The sequence below is a fragment of the Enterobacter ludwigii genome, from assembly GCA_023023105.1.
In the GTDB taxonomy this organism is placed as follows: domain Bacteria; phylum Pseudomonadota; class Gammaproteobacteria; order Enterobacterales; family Enterobacteriaceae; genus Enterobacter; species Enterobacter adelaidei.
The window spans coordinates 1972782-1987979 of the sequence record CP083824.1 but is presented as its reverse complement, the minus strand read 5'-3'; the positions used below and the strand labels follow the sequence as shown (position 1 = coordinate 1987979).

The following is a 15198-nucleotide window of genomic DNA, read 5'->3' as shown; positions in this document are numbered from 1 at the left end:
TCATGTGGTGACACAGAACAAAGAAGCGGAAAGCATGACATCAATCACAAAAAATGAGAAGTTAACAAATTGGCAAAAGATTTTTGCCAGAGAAGTAACAATCCGGGGAATCGGGAGGGAGAAGGCTCTCCCTCCGCGTAAATCAGTGCAGTGCGGCCGTCAGACCCGCTGCGACAATCAAAGCCAGCACAATAACGGTGGTGAACAGCGAAAACTTCAGATCGGAACTCATCAATTTTTCTCCTTTTAATCCCCCCACGGAAAGTGAGCTTGCTCATTTTTGCACAATTTACGTCAAAAATCTTCCTGGATTTAAACGGATAACCACTTTACCTCTTCCCCTTTTCATCAAGATAGGACAAAATTCCACGCTAAATTTATTAGCGTACCGGCCATTGACCCCCTCCTGACGTCCTGTGTCGTTTTCCCGGCGTGTCGCAATTCAAAATTGCGTGATAAGGGTGAGAGAAGGCAAACGTTTACCTTCAAGTTTTTCAGGAGTTTAGGATATGGTCTGGAGTGACATTTAATGGCAACAATTAAAGATGTAGCAAAACGCGCAAACGTTTCCACTACAACCGTATCACATGTAATTAACAAAACCCGCTTTGTGGCGGAAGAGACGCGCAACGCCGTCTGGGCAGCGATCAAAGAACTGCACTATTCGCCAAGTGCGGTTGCGCGTAGCCTCAAGGTTAATCACACCAAGTCTATTGGTTTGCTGGCGACCAGCAGTGAAGCGGCCTATTTTGCCGAGATCATTGAAGCGGTTGAGAAAAACTGTTTTCAAAAAGGCTATACCCTGATTCTGGGCAACGCGTGGAACAGCATTGAAAAACAGCGCGCCTACCTGTCGATGATGGCGCAAAAGCGCGTTGATGGCCTGCTGGTGATGTGTTCCGAGTATCCGGAAACTGTGCTGTCCATGCTCGAAGAGTATCGCCATATCCCAATGGTAGTGATGGACTGGGGTGAAGCCCGCGCGGACTTCACCGATTCCGTTATCGATAACGCCTTTGAAGGCGGTTATATGGCGGGTCGTTATCTGATAGAACGCGGTCACCGCGAGATCGGTGTGATCCCGGGTCCACTGGAACGCAATACCGGTGCAGGTCGTCTGGCTGGGTTTATGAAAGCGATGGAAGAAGCGCTGATCACCGTGCCGGAAAACTGGATCGTGCAGGGCGACTTCGAACCGGAGTCGGGCTACCGCGCGATGCAGCAGATCGTCTCCCAGCAGCATCGTCCGACCGCCGTTTTCTGCGGGGGCGACATCATGGCAATGGGTGCCCTCTGTGCTGCCGATGAGCTGGGTCTGCGTGTACCGCAGGATATTTCTGTGATCGGGTATGACAACGTGCGTAACGCGCGCTTCTTTACGCCGGCATTAACGACCATTCACCAGCCGAAAGACTCACTGGGTGAAACCGCCTTTAATATGCTGATGGACAGGATCGTCAACAAACGAGAAGAGTCACAGTCCATTGAAGTTCACCCGCGTCTTATTGAACGCCGCTCCGTTGCGGATGGTCCGTTCCGCGACTACCGCCGGTAATCTCTTCACGGGGGCCAGTTAAGCTGGCTCCCGTAACCATTCCCGGTTTAGCGTTTCGCTGTCTCCCAGATAATCCAGCAGCCAGGCCATCGCTGGCGAGACATCATTTTGTTGCCAGGTGAGGCAACAGGCCGCATCCGGGAACGGGTTCTCTAGCGTCAACTCAACCCACTCTCCGGTGTCAATTCGCGGCCGCGCAAAATGAACGGGCACCATCGCAACGCACAAGCCAGCACTGAGGCACGTCGCCGACGATTCCCAGTCGGGTGCAACCACCCGCCGCTGGTTATCCAGAAGCCATGTGATACGCTTGGGTAATGAACGGGACGTATCCTCCAGCACCAGCGATGGCCAGTTGCGTAGCGTATCGTCGCTCAAGGGGCCTTCCAGAGCCGCCAGCGGATGATCGCTTGCCACCACGCATTTCCAGCTCAGCATCCCCATATCGCGAAACGCATAACGTCCCCCAACCGGAATCGCCTGCGTGGCCCCGATCGCCATCTCTGCCCTGCCGTCCGCCAGCGCATCCCAGACGCCGTTAAACACTTCCTGCGACACCCGCAATTCGACGTCAGAAAAATGACGATAGAAATCGACAATCATTTGCCGGGTACGCTCAGGTTTGACGATATTATCCACCGCGATGGAAAGATGCCCCCGCCAGCCGTTAGCGATCTGCTGACACTGTTCGCGGGTGATCTGCATTTTTTTGATGACAGAACGTCCTTCTTTCAAAAACCACGCGCCGGCGGGCGTTAATTCCACATCACGATGTCGCCGTTCAAACAGAGGAACCGCCAGCCACTCCTCCAGCTGACGTACTGTATAGCTGATAGCTGAAGGCACGCGGTGTAACTCCTGCGCCGCTCCACTGAAACTGCCGTTACGCGCGACAGCATCGACCACTTCAAGAGAATAATCTGACCACATTTTCTGCCTGCAAAAAATTTGAATGCACACGCCAAATATTAGCGTTTCACAAGCGGCTTTGCACTCCCTACACTCAGCGCCAATGTATACCTGCCTCCTCAGGAGAATAAAACAATGCAACCCAGGAAAGGTTTTTTAGTCTGGCTCGGCGGCTTAAGCGTGCTGGGCTTTTTGGCCACTGATATGTACCTGCCGGCTTTCGCCGCCATGCAGGAAGATTTGCAAACCCCTGCAGCGGCCATCAGCGCCAGCCTGAGTTTGTTCCTCGCCGGTTTCGCCTTCGCGCAGCTACTTTGGGGGCCGCTATCAGATCGTTTTGGCCGTAAACCAGTACTGTTGCTGGGCCTGGGCATTTTTGCCGTCGGCTGTCTGGGTATGTTATGGGTACGCGATGCGACCTGGCTGCTGGTGCTGCGCTTTGTGCAGGCCGTCGGCGTCTGTGCAGCAGCGGTGACCTGGCAGGCTCTTGTTACCGACTACTACCCAGCCAACCGCACCAACCGGATTTTCGCCACCATTATGCCGCTGGTAGGGCTTTCACCTGCCCTCGCCCCGCTGCTGGGCAGCTGGATCCTGGTGCATTTCGAGTGGCAGGCTATCTTTGCCACGTTGTTTGCCATCACACTGGTACTCATGCTGCCGGCATTCGCGCTCAAACCAGCGCATAAAAAAGAGGCACATGCGGATGCGAAGCCCATTACCTTTACCTCTTTGCTGAGTGCCAAAGCGTATCGCGGTAATGTCCTGATTTATGCCGCCTGCTCGGCGAGCTTCTTCGCGTGGCTGACCGGTTCGCCATTTATTCTGCACGATATGGGGTACAGCCCGGCGGCGATCGGCCTGAGCTACGTTCCGCAAACCATCGCATTCCTGGTGGGCGGGTACGGCTGTCGTGCGGCGCTGCAGAAATGGGAAGGTCAGCAGATGCTGCCGTGGCTGCTGGTGCTGTATGCATTGAGCGTTATCGGGACATGGGCCGTCGGGTTTATCCCTGGCACCGGTCTGGTAGAAATTTTAATGCCATTCTGCGTGATGGCTGTTGCTAACGGGGCAATCTACCCTATCGTTGTGGCGCAGGCATTACGTCCGTTCCCGCAGGCGACGGGTCGCGCGGCTGCGCTGCAGAACACCCTGCAGTTGGGTCTGTGCTTCCTGGCAAGCCTGGTGGTCTCTGCGCTGATTGCCACACCGCTCCTGACCACCACTACCGTGATGCTGGTGACCGTTGTGCTGGCCTTTGTGGGCTACCGTATGCAGGCTTCCGCACAGCGTGAGCTGAATGACAGCACGCCGGTTGAAACATCGCATGCGTAATCGCGCCGGAAATTATGTTAACTTCCAGTGATTAGGTTGCTAAGAATTTTTTATTGAATCACCAAATTTTGAGGCCTATACTAAATTTGGTTCGATTAAATACGATAAATATTAAGTGTTAACGGGAGCCGGAGTGCTCCCGTTTTACCATGGAAGGCATTTCGGCAAGGGTTATCTCCCTTCCTCTGTTCTACGTCGGATATTAGCCTCGCGGTATTTACCGTGAGATTTCTCACAAACCAAAAAAAGCGTCTACGCTGTTTGAAGGTTCTGATCACACAGGGTGATGGAGAAGCTATGAGTTCATCGTGTATAGAAGAAGTCAGCGTTCCGGACGATAACTGGTCCCGGATCGTCAGTGAACTGTTAGGTCGAGCAGGCATCACTATCAATGGATCGTCGCCAGCCGATCCCCAGGTTAAACATCCCGACTTTTTTAAGCGCGTGTTGCGGGAGGGTTCGTTAGGCCTGGGGGAAAGCTATATGGACGGCTGGTGGGAGTGCGAACGGCTGGATATCTTCTTCTCCAGCGTGTTGCGTGCCGGTCTGGAAAATCAACTCCCCCGCAATCTGAAAGACACACTGCGCGTCGCCTCTGCCCGGCTGTTTAATCTGCAAAGTAAAAAACGCGCGTGGATCGTCGGCAAAGAGCATTACGATCTCGGCAACGACCTGTTCAACCGTATGCTTGACCCCTTCATGCAATATTCCTGCGCTTACTGGAAAGAGGCTTCGACGCTGGAAGAGGCTCAACAGGCTAAGCTGCAGTTGATTAGCGAGAAACTGAAGTTAGAACCCGGAATGCGCGTGCTGGATATCGGCTGCGGCTGGGGTGGACTGGCCTGGTTTATGGCGAAGCATTACGGCGTCAGCGTGGTGGGTGTCACTATTTCAGCTGAACAGCAAAAGTTGGCGCGGGAACGCTGCCAGGATCTCGATGTGGATATCCGGCTACAGGATTATCGCGATCTTAACGAACAGTTTGACCGTATCGTTTCGGTGGGCATGTTCGAGCACGTGGGGCCGAAGAACTACAACACCTACTTTAACGTGGTGGATCGTAATTTGAAACCGGACGGCATCTTCCTGCTGCATACCATCGGCTCTAAGCGGACCGACAACAACGTTGACCCGTGGATCAATAAATACATCTTTCCGAATGGCTGTTTACCGTCCGTTCGCCATATTGCCAACGCCAGTGAACCCCATTTCGTGATGGAAGACTGGCATAACTTCGGTGCGGATTACGACACCACGTTGATGGCATGGCATGCTCGTTTTCAGGAAGCCTGGCCTGAGATTGCGGACAACTATTCTGAACGATTCAAGCGGATGTTTAGCTATTATCTGAATGCCTGCGCGGGGGCGTTTCGCGCGCGGGATATTCAGCTCTGGCAGGTGGTCTTCAGCCGTGGCATTGAACACGGTTTGCGGGTCGCCCGCTAAAAAAATAACCCCGGTTACCCGGGGTTATTTTTTATTCTTCTTCTGCTGTTTTAATTATTGCAGCTTCTTTTGCCGCCAGCACACGCTCAACGGTATCCACCACCGCCTGAGTTTGCGGATCGATTTCGATATTTACGCGATGCCCCAGTTTTTTCGCCCCCAGCGTGGTGCGCTGCAGCGTTTCAGGAATTAAATGCACACAAAAACGCGTCGGCGTTACTTCACCTACCGTCAGGCTAATCCCATCAATGCCAATAAATCCTTTATAGAGGATGTATTTCATTAATGAAGGATCCTGCATTTTAAACCAGATTTGACGGTTATTTTCCGAGGTCACAATTTTTGCCACCTCAGCGGTGGTCATGATGTGCCCCGACATCAGATGCCCGCCAATCTCATCGCTGAACTTCGCCGCCCGTTCTACGTTGACGGTATCCCCAACCGCCAGCTCACCCAGGTTGGTGATACGCAGCGTCTCTTTCATTAAATCAAAGCTAATCTGGTTGCCGTTAATTTCGGTCACGGTCAGGCAGCAGCCGTTATGCGCAATCGAGGCACCGGTTTCAATGCCCTCAAGCATATATTCCGGCAGCTCAACAACATGAGTACGGAAATTAGGTTTTTCATCAATGGACACCACTTTGGCGGTGCCCTGCACAATACCAGTAAACATGCTTACAACTCCTGTTTTTTCCGGACGGTGGTGACACCGTTTAATCCCATCACAATAACAGTTGGAAAAACAGGTTGCCAGCGGAGCGCATTTTCTGGCGATTTTTTCACTAGATAAATAGCTAAAGCCCGCTACAATAGCTGGCACCCCCCTGCATTTTCTTCTTGCTGCCCGTTTCGGCGGCTTTTTTAGTCTCTCAAATAACTACAAAATAAAGGTGTTCACGTGCAGAAGTACATGAATGAAGCGCGCCAGTTATTGGCACTGGCTATACCAGTGATCGTCGCGCAAGTGGCCCAGACCGCAATGGGATTTGTGGATACGGTAATGGCGGGTGGCTACAGCGCCACCGATATGGCGGCCGTTGCTATCGGCACGTCAATCTGGCTTCCGGCCATCCTGTTCGGCCACGGTCTGCTGCTCGCGCTCACGCCTGTTATCGCCCAGCTCAATGGCTCGGGTCGTCGCGAGCGCATTGCCCACCAGGTCCGTCAGGGTTTCTGGCTGGCGGGGTTTGTCTCCGTGCTGATTATGGTGGTGCTCTGGAACGCGGGCCATATTATTCGCGCCATGCATAACATTGACCCGGCACTGGCTGACAAAGCCGTGGGTTATCTGCGCGCCCTGCTCTGGGGGACTCCAGGCTACCTCTTTTTCCAGGTGGCGCGTAACCAGTGTGAAGGTCTGGCGAAAACTAAGCCTGGGATGGTGATGGGCTTTATTGGTTTGCTGGTCAATATTCCGGTGAACTATGTCTTTATTTACGGTCATTTCGGAATGCCGGAACTGGGTGGCGTCGGCTGCGGCGTGGCGACGGCAGCCGTTTACTGGGTGATGTTCTTCTCGATGATCGCCTTTGTAAAACGCGCCCGTTCCATGCGCGATATCCGCAACGAGAACAGATTTAGCACGCCAGACTGGAGCATCATGACGCGTCTGGTGCAGCTAGGTTTGCCGATTGCCCTCGCGCTGTTCTTCGAGGTGACGCTTTTCGCCGTGGTCGCCCTGCTGGTCTCCCCGTTGGGCATTGTGAACGTAGCCGGGCACCAGATTGCGCTGAACTTCAGCTCGCTGATGTTCGTCCTGCCGTTGTCGCTGGCGGCGTCGGTGACTATCCGTGTCGGCTTCCGTTTGGGGCAAGGTTCGACGATAGACGCGCAAACCGCCGCGCGAACCGGGCTGGGTGTCGGTGTCTGCATGGCTGTCTGTACGGCGCTCTTTACCGTCACGCTACGCGAACAAATCGCCCTGCTCTACAATGACAACCCCGAAGTCGTGGCTCTGGCGTCGCATCTGATGCTGCTGGCAGCGGTCTACCAGATATCTGATTCCATTCAGGTGATTGGCAGCGGTGTGCTGCGTGGATATAAAGACACGCGTTCCATCTTCTTTATCACCTTCATCGCCTATTGGGTATTGGGTCTGCCGTGTGGTTACATTCTGGCCCTGACCGACCTGGTGGTTGACCGCATGGGTCCGGCCGGATTCTGGATGGGCTTTATCATCGGTCTGACCTCTGCGGCAATTATGATGATGATGCGAATGCGCTTCCTGCAACGTCAGCCATCAACGGTCATTTTGCAACGCGCAGCACGTTAATTACGCAGTAGCCGCCAGCCGGCGGCTACTTTATCTTCACTTTGCGCGGTAATACAGCAATCGCGTGAAATCAGAGAGAAAAATGCATTTTCCCTCTTGCCTCATTGGTGCTGTGCCGCTAATATTCGTCCCCGTTGTCACCGACAACACGTTGCGTTCATAGCTCAGTTGGTTAGAGCACCACCTTGACATGGTGGGGGTCGTTGGTTCGAGTCCAATTGAACGCACCATTCTGCGTCCGTAGCTCAGTTGGTTAGAGCACCACCTTGACATGGTGGGGGTCGGTGGTTCGAGTCCACTCGGACGCACCATTTCAGTCCTGAAATGGTGCAAATTCTCCTCTGATTTCCTGAATTATCCTAATCCCTTATTTTCATCACTGTTCTCCTGCTACGCTTTTCTCATGGAAAAAAAGAGGAATACCGTCGATGAAGAAAATCGCCATTATCGGTTCCGGCCCTACAGGGATTTATACCTTTTACGCACTTCTTAAAAATCCGCAGCCGCTTTCGGTTTACGTCTTTGAGCAAGCTGATAACGCGGGCGTGGGTATGCCCTATAACGACGACGATAATTCTCGTCTGATGTTGGCGAACATTGCGAGCATTGAAATCCCGCCACTGTTCATGTCCTACCTCGACTGGCTTAATGACCAGAGCGAAACCCATCTGGCACGCTTTAAGGTGGATAAATCCCGTTTGCATGACCGGCAGTTCCTGCCCCGGCTCCTGCTGGGTGAGTATTTCTGCGACAGCTTTTGGTCAATCGTAAAAGAGGCGAAAAAACGCGGGTTCCATGTTGAAATCCATGAGTCTGCCCGGGTCACCGACATCGTGCCCACGAATGACGGCGTCACGCTTTCCGTCAACGACAGCAGTTTTCCTGAACGCTTTGACCTTGCGGTTATCGCCACCGGCCACGTCTGGCCTGCAGACGACGAAGCCTCTCGTACGTATTTCCCAAGCCCGTGGTCCGGTCTGATGGATGCCAAAATTCCGCCCTGCCGTGTTGGTGTTATGGGAACATCGTTAAGCGGTCTTGACGCGGCAATGGCGGTAGTGATGCAGCACGGCGCGTTTCGCGACGGTAAATTCGTTCTGGATACAGGCAGCGAGGCGTTAAAGATTGTCCTGATGTCCCGAACGGGCATTCTCCCGGAAGCCGATTTTTACTGCCCTATTCCTTACGAACCGTTGTCAGTGTTGACTGAGCTCGCGGTTGAACGCGAAATTGCCAAAGGGCCGGATGGCCTGCTTGATCGCATTTTTGCCCTGATGGTGAGAGAGCTTGAACATGCTGACCCGGCATGGTGTAAGAAAGTTGCTCTGCATAAGCAGACGGCAGACAGCATGCGTGAGGCCTGGTTTGAAGATCGCAAACGACACGACCCGTTCACCTGGGCCGAAGAAAACCTCGACGAGGTTGAGAGAAACAAACAGGAACACCGCACCGTGGCCTGGCGCTACACCGTGCTTCGGCTCCATGAAGTGGTTCAGACGATCGTACCGCATCTCGACGATCGCGACAGTAAGCGCTTCAAACAAGGGCTGGCCCGGGTCTTTATCGACAACTATGCGGCTATCCCTCCACAGTCTATTCGCAGGCTGCTCGCGCTTCGCGAAGCCGGCATTATTAGCGTGGCTGCGCTCGGTGATAATTACACGCTGGATATTGGCAGCGATAGCGCAGCAATCGCCACAAAAGAGACCGTCTACCGTTTCGACGTTTTTATTGATGCACGCGGGCAAAAGCCGCTCAAAACGAAAGATCTGCCCTTCCCGACGCTGCGCAAGCAGCTGGAAGCAACGGGTGAAGAGATACCCGACATCGGCGAAGATTACACCTTAAAAGCGCCTGACACCGTTCGCGGGCGCATCGCCTTCGGCGCGATACCGTGGCTAATGCACGATCGTCCCTTCGTTCAGGGGCTGGCGGAGTGTGCAGAGATTGCAGAGGCGATGGCGAAAGCGGCAGAAAAAACCGCGTCTGGGTTACGGCGGAAATTACCGTATAGTGAGGACTGACAGGGCATCCATGCCCTGCTGTAATGGATTACTCGAAATACACTTCCGGGTTTTCAGACAGCGAAACGAAGGTTTTCGTCGCTTTATCCAGCGCGCGAATTTCGCCGCTTTCAATGTCATACACCCAGCCGTGCAGTCGGATAGAGTTGTTACGCAGGCCCACCGCCACGGATGGATGGGTCTTAATGTTGCTCAGCTGCGCAAATACGTTTTCCTGCACCATCGCGTTGACTTTATCGATCGGCTTATCCCAGATTTTCTTCTCAACCACCGCTTTTGCCGCATCGGAATAGCGCAACCAGTGCGACACAGCAGGCATCGGCTCCAGGTTCGCGTTATCGGCAATCGCCTTCATCGCACCACAGTTGGAGTGACCGCAAATCACGATATCCGTCACACCCAGCGCCACAACAGCGTATTCGATGGTTGCGGACACACCGCCAGGCTCAGGTCCGAACGGCGGCACAATGTTGCCAGCATTACGAATGACAAAGAGTTGTCCTGGCTCCTGCTGGGTGACCAGTTCCGGGACCAGACGGCTGTCGGAGCATGAGATGAACAGCGCTTTGGGATTCTGGCTGGACGCTAAACTGCGGAAGAGTTCTTTACGTTGCGGGAAAATCTCTTTTTGAAAGCTGAGAAAACCTTCAATGATATGTTGCATAGCAATGTCTCTTTTATCTGTTTTAGTTTAGGCATGATCGAGATCACACTCGTAAAGTTTACCCATCGTGGTTTACTTCAGACAAGCAATATATTTCTGGCCCGACCGCTGCACAATTTCGTCCGCGAAGGCCTGGATGTTCTGCCCTTCGAAAGCACCGTACAGACGTGCAAACGTTCTGCCTTTCAGATGACTCACTACCGATGCTACGGTCCGGGCCGGCAGCGGAAGATAATTTGGGTAACTCCACATAAACGAGACAGCGTCTTTCCCCGGCGTGACCTGCAGAATATCGCCCACCAGCAATACCCCCGCACCTTCCTGCCAGTGCAGCACTGTCCCGCCAGCAAAATGACCGCCGAGGCGCAGCAAAGTAACCGACGGGAAAATTTCCAGCGCATCGTCCTGCCAGAAGTGGATTGCCGGGCTATCGCGCATGACCCATTCTCTGTCGCTGGCGTGCAGATACAATGGTGCATCAAACGCCGCAGCCCATTCCTGCATCGTGGTGTAATAGTGCGGATGCGAAATCGCAATCGCGCTGATACCGCCGAGCGCAGTGATGAGCGTTTTAGTTGCCGGGTCGAGGTTAGCAATACAGTCCCAGAGAATATTGCCGTGCGGGGTACGCAGGAGCAATGCCCGCTGGTTGATAGCAAATGCGGGCACCGTTTTGATACTGAACAATTGCGGCTCCAGCTGCTGCCATTTGTTGCTGTGTGTGGCGGTTACGGTATCGAAATCTGTCCACACCTGGCCCGTGACGGGCACATACTGACGGTCATCCTCGCAGATCGGGCATCTGTCAGGCTGTGCATCATAGGCGGTTCCGCAGGTTTTACAGAGGGTAATCATGTGTTCTCCTCAGCGATAAAGCACTGAGTATGGCAGGGATTATCCTTATGTGCTGCGAGGTACATTGCTGGCTTTTTTTGCCCTATACTGTGCCAGTATCAAAAACTGAACAGAGCAGGTGCAACATGGAAATTGATCTCGATAACTTAGTGTTTAACGGTCTGGATGAAGCAGAAGAGCGTAATGCGGAACGTCTGGACGACGCGGATAAAAAAGCGCAGGCGATTGTCGCCGACGATGACTGCGGCGACGCCTGCAAGATCTAATAAAAAAGCACCGGGAAACCGGTGCTTTTTTATTTCACTCGTTAAACGTCGCGCACACCTCGTTCCAGTACGTTTCGCGCGTGCGGCGCAGTTCAGCGTGGCGTTTTATCATGGAACCACTCCGGGTCAATGTTGGCAACGTCTACGCCATACAGGCTGGCGACAGGCAGTATCGACTCAAGAACACGTTGCGCGCTGTTCTCCGCATTCGCTGGCCGGGCCGCAAAAAACCGCCGTAACGTGCTGATCCATTTTTTCATCGTCTTACCCTCTCTCGCCGTATCTGCCTTCAGTTAAGCACCCAAATCCCGTGGAGGGGAAATACCAAAATCCACTGTCGATGTGCAGGACCTGCAAATAGCCCCCCGTCCTTTTCACTCTTCATTAACACCTTGTTCACTAATGCTTTTTTGCTCATAGCAAAGAACGATTTCTTATTTGGCGATAGCTTTCCCTTATGGGAGCGTAACGGGGTAAAACAAAAACAACGGGATGGCGTATGACTATGGCAGCAAAAATGAAAGGGTTTAAAAAACGGACGCTGGTTCTGGGATTAGTGGCAGCCTGGGGCCTGTTTTCAGCGCAGGCGCAGGCCGATCAGCTGGCGGATATCAAGGCAGCAGGGGTGGTGAAAGTGGCCACATTTGATGCCAACCCGCCGTTTGGCTCGATTGATGCCAAAACGCATGAGATCGTGGGTTACGACGTGGACTTCGCCAAAGCGCTGGCTAAATCACTCGGCGTGAAGCTTGAACTGGTTGCCACCAATCCGGCCAACCGCATTCCGCTGCTGCAGTCCGGCAAAGCCGACCTGATCGTGGCGGATATCACCATCACCCCGGAACGCGCACAGGTCATTGATTTCTCGACGCCTTACTTCGTCACCGGCCAGCAGTTCCTGGTTCCGGCGAAATCACCGGACAAGCTTGATGACTACAGCCGGGCGCGTATTGGCGCGGTCAAAGGAACCACGGGCGAGCAGGCGCTGCACCAGCGTTTCCCGCAGCCACGCGTGCTCTCTTATGACGATATTCCACTGGCGCTGACGGCACTGCGCAATGGCAACGTGCAGGCAATCACCCAGGACAGCACCATTCTGGCCGGTCTGCTGGCGCAGGCGCCGGATAAAGCCAACTTTAAAATCCTGCCCGACCTGCTCAGTAAAGAAGAGATTGGCGTGGGGGTGAAGAAAGGTGAAACCGCGCTTCTGAAGGCCGTTAACGACGAGCTGGTTAATCTCGAGAAGAACGGCCAGGCGGCAAAAATCTACGACGTCTGGTTTGGTCCAGGCACTCCAGCTCCACAGCCTCGCGCCTTTAAAATAGAAGCTAAGTAATATGCTCTCAGGTTTATTTTCACACTCCGCGGCCGGTGCCGCGGATTTTTCACATCTGGAACAGGCCAGCGTCGAGTTTCGTCATGTGGACAAACGTTACGGTGACCATCAGGTTTTAAACGACATTAACCTCACCATCACGCCCGGAGAAGTGGTCGCCATCCTCGGCCCTTCGGGTTCCGGTAAATCCACCCTGATTCGTCTCATCAACCAGCTTGAAACCCTGAGCGGCGGGGAGATCCTTGTCGACAACAAACCGACCGGCAAGCTGTCTGGTATCGGGCTGCGTCAACTGCGCAGCCGCGTGGGGTTTGTGTTTCAGCAATTCAATCTTTATGCCCATCTTACCGCCAGCCAGAACATCACCCTGGCGCTGGAGCAGGTTCACGGCTGGAAGCCGCAACCTGCCCAGGAGCGCGCGCTGTCGCTGCTGGAGAAAGTCGGAATGCTGGAAAAAGCCTACCATTTCCCGGCAGAACTTTCTGGTGGTCAACAGCAGCGCGTGGCGATAGCCCGTGCTCTGGCCTCTTCGCCGCAAATCATTCTCTTCGACGAGCCGACATCGGCTCTCGATCCTGAGATGATTGGCGAAGTGCTGTTTGTGATGAAAGCCCTCGCCCACAGCGGGATCACCATGATCGTCGTGACCCACGAGATGCAGTTTGCCCGGGAGATTGCCGACCGGATCGTCTTTATCGACGGCGGGCAAATTCTCGAGATTGCGCCGCCGGCGCAGTTTTTTAGTCAGCCCTCACATCCGCGCGCGCAGCGTTTCCTGCAAAAGGTGCTTAACCCACTGCATCAGGAGCATCTGTAATGCCCGCGCTCGACTGGCACGGGGTACTGACCGGACAGCCCCTGCAGTGGATATTCTCCGGATTTCTCACCACCCTGTGGGTCACGATTATGGGGGTCATGCTGGCAAGCCTGCTGGCATTACTTTTTATGCTCCTGCGCCTTTCCGGCGGACGCCTCGGGAGCGCCATCGTCAGTGGCTGGGTATCGCTGTTTCGCAATACGCCGCTGCTGGTGCAGCTGCTGTTCTGGTATTTTGCCGCCTGGAACGGATTACCACAGGCGTTTCGCGACGTGGTTAACGCGGATCACAGCTGGTCAATTCTGCCCGGCGACGTCTGGTGGTTTACACCCGAGTTTTTATGTTCCGCCTGGGGGTTGGGCGTCTTTACCTCGGCGTTTTTAATCGAAGAGGTGGAGTCAGGGTTACGTTCTGTGCCTGCCGGACAACGGGAGGCCGCGCTGGCTCAGGGTTTCTCTTCGTGGCGTTTGTTTCGTCACATCCTTCTGCCGCAGGGCCTGGCCAACGCCTGGCAGCCCGTTGTGGGGCAGTACCTTAATCTGATGAAGCTCTCCTCGCTCGCCAGCGGGATTGGCTTTGCCGAACTCACCTACCAGGTCAGGCAGATTGAAAGCTACAACGCGCATGCGCTGGAGGCATTTACTGTTGGTACCGCACTCTATCTCCTGACCGGTCTGGTCATGGGAATGGTGCTGGTTCGTATTGGACCTCAGGCGAAACGTAAACGCCCCATCGTTGTCACCGCAGGGAGTGAAAAACATGATTGCCGGACTTAATGTCATCACCGATAACCTCGATTATCTGTTGTGGGGACGCGCGGCAAGCGGCGAACCGGGCGGCGTATTGCTCTCGTTGATGATGGCGGCTGGAGCCGCCGCCATCGCTCTGCCCGGCGGGGTTGCTCTCGCGTGTCTGGCCTGGCGCTTTACCGGGCTCGTACGCAAACTGCTTTTTTTGTGGGCAGAACTGATCCGCGGTATCCCACTCATCTTTGTGATTTTCTGGATGTGGTATCTGCTGCCGCTCATCACCGGGGGCGATCTGCCGGGGGCGCTGACCGTCACGCTGGCCCTGGCCTGGTTTACGGCGGCAACCGTGATGCACTCGGTGCTGGCCGGACTTAACGCGCTACCCTCCGGGCAATATGAGGCTGCCCTGTCTCAGGGATTCAGCACGCAACAAACGTTGTTGCGCGTGCTGCTGCCGCAGGCGCTGAGGAATATTCTGCCGTCGCTGGTGGGAATTTTTATCAGTCTGCTGAAGGATACGTCGCTGGCGTTTATCGTGAACGTACCGGAACTGACCACAGTCGCGGGACAGGTCAACAACCGGGTGCAAATCTACCCGGCGGCCATTTTTATCTTTACGGGTGTGGTCTACTACCTGCTCTGCTGCTCGCTGGAGCAGCTTGCGAAACGCTGGCGCATCACCCGGCCAGCGCTTTAACCACCGTTTCCATCGCTTCGGTTGTTAATTCACTGCGTTTAACGCGCTGGTTCGCCAGCGCGGTACGCAGTACTCCGGCAATGACAATATGCTTTGGCTCCTGCCCTAAATCACGCATCTCAAGCACCACCTTACCGACTACCCGGCACATCTCCTGATACAGCGCTTCATCTTTAGTCACATTACCCATCGTCATCACTCCATTGCCTGTTAAACGTTGAGCTTAAATGATTCTCCTGCCGGATACAAAAAAGAAGCCCGGCGAGAAACTCG

General features: G+C 54.2%; 17 protein-coding genes and 2 tRNA genes. 12 read left to right on the top strand and 7 right to left on the bottom strand.

Features of this window, described 5'->3' with window-relative positions:
• Window positions 1-142 precede the first annotated feature (142 nt).
• A complete protein-coding gene (locus tag LCD46_09605) occupies window positions 143-232 on the bottom strand; it encodes a YnhF family membrane protein (protein UOY72538.1) in 90 nt (29 codons plus the stop codon).
• Between the two features lie 297 nt (window positions 233-529).
• On the opposite strand from LCD46_09605, the gene purR reads away from it, so the two are divergent.
• Window positions 530-1555 (top strand): HTH-type transcriptional repressor PurR, encoded by a 1026-nt coding sequence (gene purR / locus LCD46_09600; protein UOY72537.1) that lies wholly within the window; start codon window positions 530-532, stop codon window positions 1553-1555.
• An 18-nt stretch (window positions 1556-1573) separates the two neighbouring features.
• Here the strand turns inward: purR and LCD46_09595 are convergent, their stop codons facing one another.
• A complete protein-coding gene (locus tag LCD46_09595) occupies window positions 1574-2485 on the bottom strand; it encodes a LysR family transcriptional regulator (protein UOY72536.1) in 912 nt (303 codons plus the stop codon).
• A gap of 114 nt (window positions 2486-2599) precedes the next feature.
• Between LCD46_09595 and LCD46_09590 the strand changes: the two genes are divergently transcribed.
• A complete protein-coding gene (locus tag LCD46_09590) occupies window positions 2600-3799 on the top strand; it encodes a Bcr/CflA family multidrug efflux MFS transporter (protein ID UOY72535.1) in 1200 nt (399 codons plus the stop codon).
• A gap of 297 nt (window positions 3800-4096) precedes the next feature.
• Window positions 4097-5245 (top strand): cyclopropane fatty acyl phospholipid synthase, encoded by a 1149-nt coding sequence (gene cfa, locus LCD46_09585; GenBank protein UOY72534.1) that lies wholly within the window; start codon window positions 4097-4099, stop codon window positions 5243-5245.
• 31 nt (window positions 5246-5276) lie between these two features.
• On the opposite strand, the gene LCD46_09580 is transcribed toward cfa, so the two are convergent.
• Window positions 5277-5918: a riboflavin synthase gene (locus LCD46_09580; GenBank protein UOY72533.1), complete on the bottom strand. Its 642-nt coding sequence runs from the start codon at window positions 5916-5918 to the stop codon at window positions 5277-5279.
• 225 nt (window positions 5919-6143) lie between these two features.
• On the opposite strand from LCD46_09580, the gene mdtK reads away from it, so the two are divergent.
• The 4 genes from mdtK (at window position 6144) to LCD46_09560 (ending at window position 9541) form a co-directional block, all read left to right on the top strand.
• Window positions 6144-7517, top strand: coding sequence for an MdtK family multidrug efflux MATE transporter (gene mdtK, locus LCD46_09575; protein ID UOY72532.1), 1374 nt, complete (start codon window positions 6144-6146; stop codon window positions 7515-7517).
• Window positions 7518-7670: 153 nt separating this feature from the next.
• Window positions 7671-7747 (top strand) — tRNA-Val (locus LCD46_09570).
• A 4-nt stretch (window positions 7748-7751) separates the two neighbouring features.
• Window positions 7752-7828, top strand: a tRNA-Val gene (locus LCD46_09565).
• 117 nt (window positions 7829-7945) lie between these two features.
• Window positions 7946-9541 carry an FAD-NAD(P)-binding protein gene (locus LCD46_09560; protein ID UOY72531.1) on the top strand — a complete coding sequence of 532 codons (1596 nt, stop codon included), beginning with the start codon at window positions 7946-7948 and terminating at the stop codon, window positions 9539-9541.
• 28 nt (window positions 9542-9569) lie between these two features.
• Here the strand turns inward: LCD46_09560 and LCD46_09555 are convergent, their stop codons facing one another.
• The gene (locus LCD46_09555; GenBank protein UOY72530.1) at window positions 9570-10205 is read right to left on the bottom strand and encodes a carbonic anhydrase; all 636 of its coding nucleotides are present in this window, start codon (window positions 10203-10205) and stop codon (window positions 9570-9572) included.
• 72 nt (window positions 10206-10277) lie between these two features.
• Window positions 10278-11060: an MBL fold metallo-hydrolase gene (locus LCD46_09550; protein UOY72529.1), complete on the bottom strand. Its 783-nt coding sequence runs from the start codon at window positions 11058-11060 to the stop codon at window positions 10278-10280.
• Between the two features lie 125 nt (window positions 11061-11185).
• On the opposite strand from LCD46_09550, the gene LCD46_09545 reads away from it, so the two are divergent.
• A complete protein-coding gene (locus LCD46_09545) occupies window positions 11186-11326 on the top strand; it encodes a hypothetical protein (protein UOY72528.1) in 141 nt (46 codons plus the stop codon).
• Between the two features lie 92 nt (window positions 11327-11418).
• Here LCD46_09545 and LCD46_09540 read toward each other — a convergent pair whose 3' ends face one another.
• Window positions 11419-11586, bottom strand: a complete 168-nt coding sequence (locus LCD46_09540; protein ID UOY72527.1) for a hypothetical protein — start codon at window positions 11584-11586, stop codon at window positions 11419-11421.
• Window positions 11587-11831: 245 nt separating this feature from the next.
• Here LCD46_09540 and LCD46_09535 point away from each other — a divergent pair, with 245 nt between their 5' ends.
• From LCD46_09535 to LCD46_09520, 4 genes are read left to right on the top strand one after another with little or no spacing between them, the layout of a single operon-like run.
• Window positions 11832-12662 carry an ABC transporter substrate-binding protein gene (locus LCD46_09535; protein ID UOY72927.1) on the top strand — a complete coding sequence of 277 codons (831 nt, stop codon included), beginning with the start codon at window positions 11832-11834 and terminating at the stop codon, window positions 12660-12662.
• A gap of 1 nt (window position 12663) precedes the next feature.
• Window positions 12664-13479, top strand: coding sequence for an amino acid ABC transporter ATP-binding protein (locus LCD46_09530; GenBank protein ID UOY72526.1), 816 nt, complete (start codon window positions 12664-12666; stop codon window positions 13477-13479).
• Window positions 13479-14255, top strand: coding sequence for an amino acid ABC transporter permease (locus LCD46_09525; protein ID UOY72525.1), 777 nt, complete (start codon window positions 13479-13481; stop codon window positions 14253-14255). Before LCD46_09530 ends, LCD46_09525 begins: the two co-directional genes overlap by 1 nt.
• Entirely contained in the window at window positions 14239-14925 is a 687-nt protein-coding gene (locus LCD46_09520; GenBank protein UOY72524.1) for an ABC transporter permease subunit, read from the top strand. Before LCD46_09525 ends, LCD46_09520 begins: the two co-directional genes overlap by 17 nt.
• Here LCD46_09520 and fumD read toward each other — a convergent pair.
• Entirely contained in the window at window positions 14906-15115 is a 210-nt protein-coding gene (gene fumD / locus LCD46_09515; protein UOY72523.1) for a fumarate hydratase FumD, read from the bottom strand. The genes LCD46_09520 and fumD overlap by 20 nt on opposite strands.
• Between the last annotated feature and the right edge of the window lie 83 nt (window positions 15116-15198).

What these genes read in the sequence shown, in the direction of transcription:
- LCD46_09605 (UOY72538.1), bottom strand. Translation starts at nt 232, where the DNA reads ATGAGTTCCGATCTGAAGTTTTCGCTGTTCACCACCGTTATTGTGCTG.
- purR (UOY72537.1), top strand. Translation starts at nt 530, where the DNA reads ATGGCAACAATTAAAGATGTAGCAAAACGCGCAAACGTTTCCACTACA.
- LCD46_09595 (UOY72536.1), bottom strand. Translation starts at nt 2,485, where the DNA reads ATGTGGTCAGATTATTCTCTTGAAGTGGTCGATGCTGTCGCGCGTAAC.
- LCD46_09590 (UOY72535.1), top strand. Translation starts at nt 2,600, where the DNA reads ATGCAACCCAGGAAAGGTTTTTTAGTCTGGCTCGGCGGCTTAAGCGTG.
- cfa (UOY72534.1), top strand. Translation starts at nt 4,097, where the DNA reads ATGAGTTCATCGTGTATAGAAGAAGTCAGCGTTCCGGACGATAACTGG.
- LCD46_09580 (UOY72533.1), bottom strand. Translation starts at nt 5,918, where the DNA reads ATGTTTACTGGTATTGTGCAGGGCACCGCCAAAGTGGTGTCCATTGAT.
- LCD46_09560 (UOY72531.1), top strand. Translation starts at nt 7,946, where the DNA reads ATGAAGAAAATCGCCATTATCGGTTCCGGCCCTACAGGGATTTATACC.
- LCD46_09555 (UOY72530.1), bottom strand. Translation starts at nt 10,205, where the DNA reads ATGCAACATATCATTGAAGGTTTTCTCAGCTTTCAAAAAGAGATTTTC.
- LCD46_09550 (UOY72529.1), bottom strand. Translation starts at nt 11,060, where the DNA reads ATGATTACCCTCTGTAAAACCTGCGGAACCGCCTATGATGCACAGCCT.
- LCD46_09545 (UOY72528.1), top strand. Translation starts at nt 11,186, where the DNA reads ATGGAAATTGATCTCGATAACTTAGTGTTTAACGGTCTGGATGAAGCA.
- LCD46_09540 (UOY72527.1), bottom strand. Translation starts at nt 11,586, where the DNA reads ATGAAAAAATGGATCAGCACGTTACGGCGGTTTTTTGCGGCCCGGCCA.
- LCD46_09535 (UOY72927.1), top strand. Translation starts at nt 11,832, where the DNA reads ATGGCAGCAAAAATGAAAGGGTTTAAAAAACGGACGCTGGTTCTGGGA.
- LCD46_09530 (UOY72526.1), top strand. Translation starts at nt 12,664, where the DNA reads ATGCTCTCAGGTTTATTTTCACACTCCGCGGCCGGTGCCGCGGATTTT.
- LCD46_09525 (UOY72525.1), top strand. Translation starts at nt 13,479, where the DNA reads ATGCCCGCGCTCGACTGGCACGGGGTACTGACCGGACAGCCCCTGCAG.
- LCD46_09520 (UOY72524.1), top strand. Translation starts at nt 14,239, where the DNA reads ATGATTGCCGGACTTAATGTCATCACCGATAACCTCGATTATCTGTTG.
- fumD (UOY72523.1), bottom strand. Translation starts at nt 15,115, where the DNA reads ATGGGTAATGTGACTAAAGATGAAGCGCTGTATCAGGAGATGTGCCGG.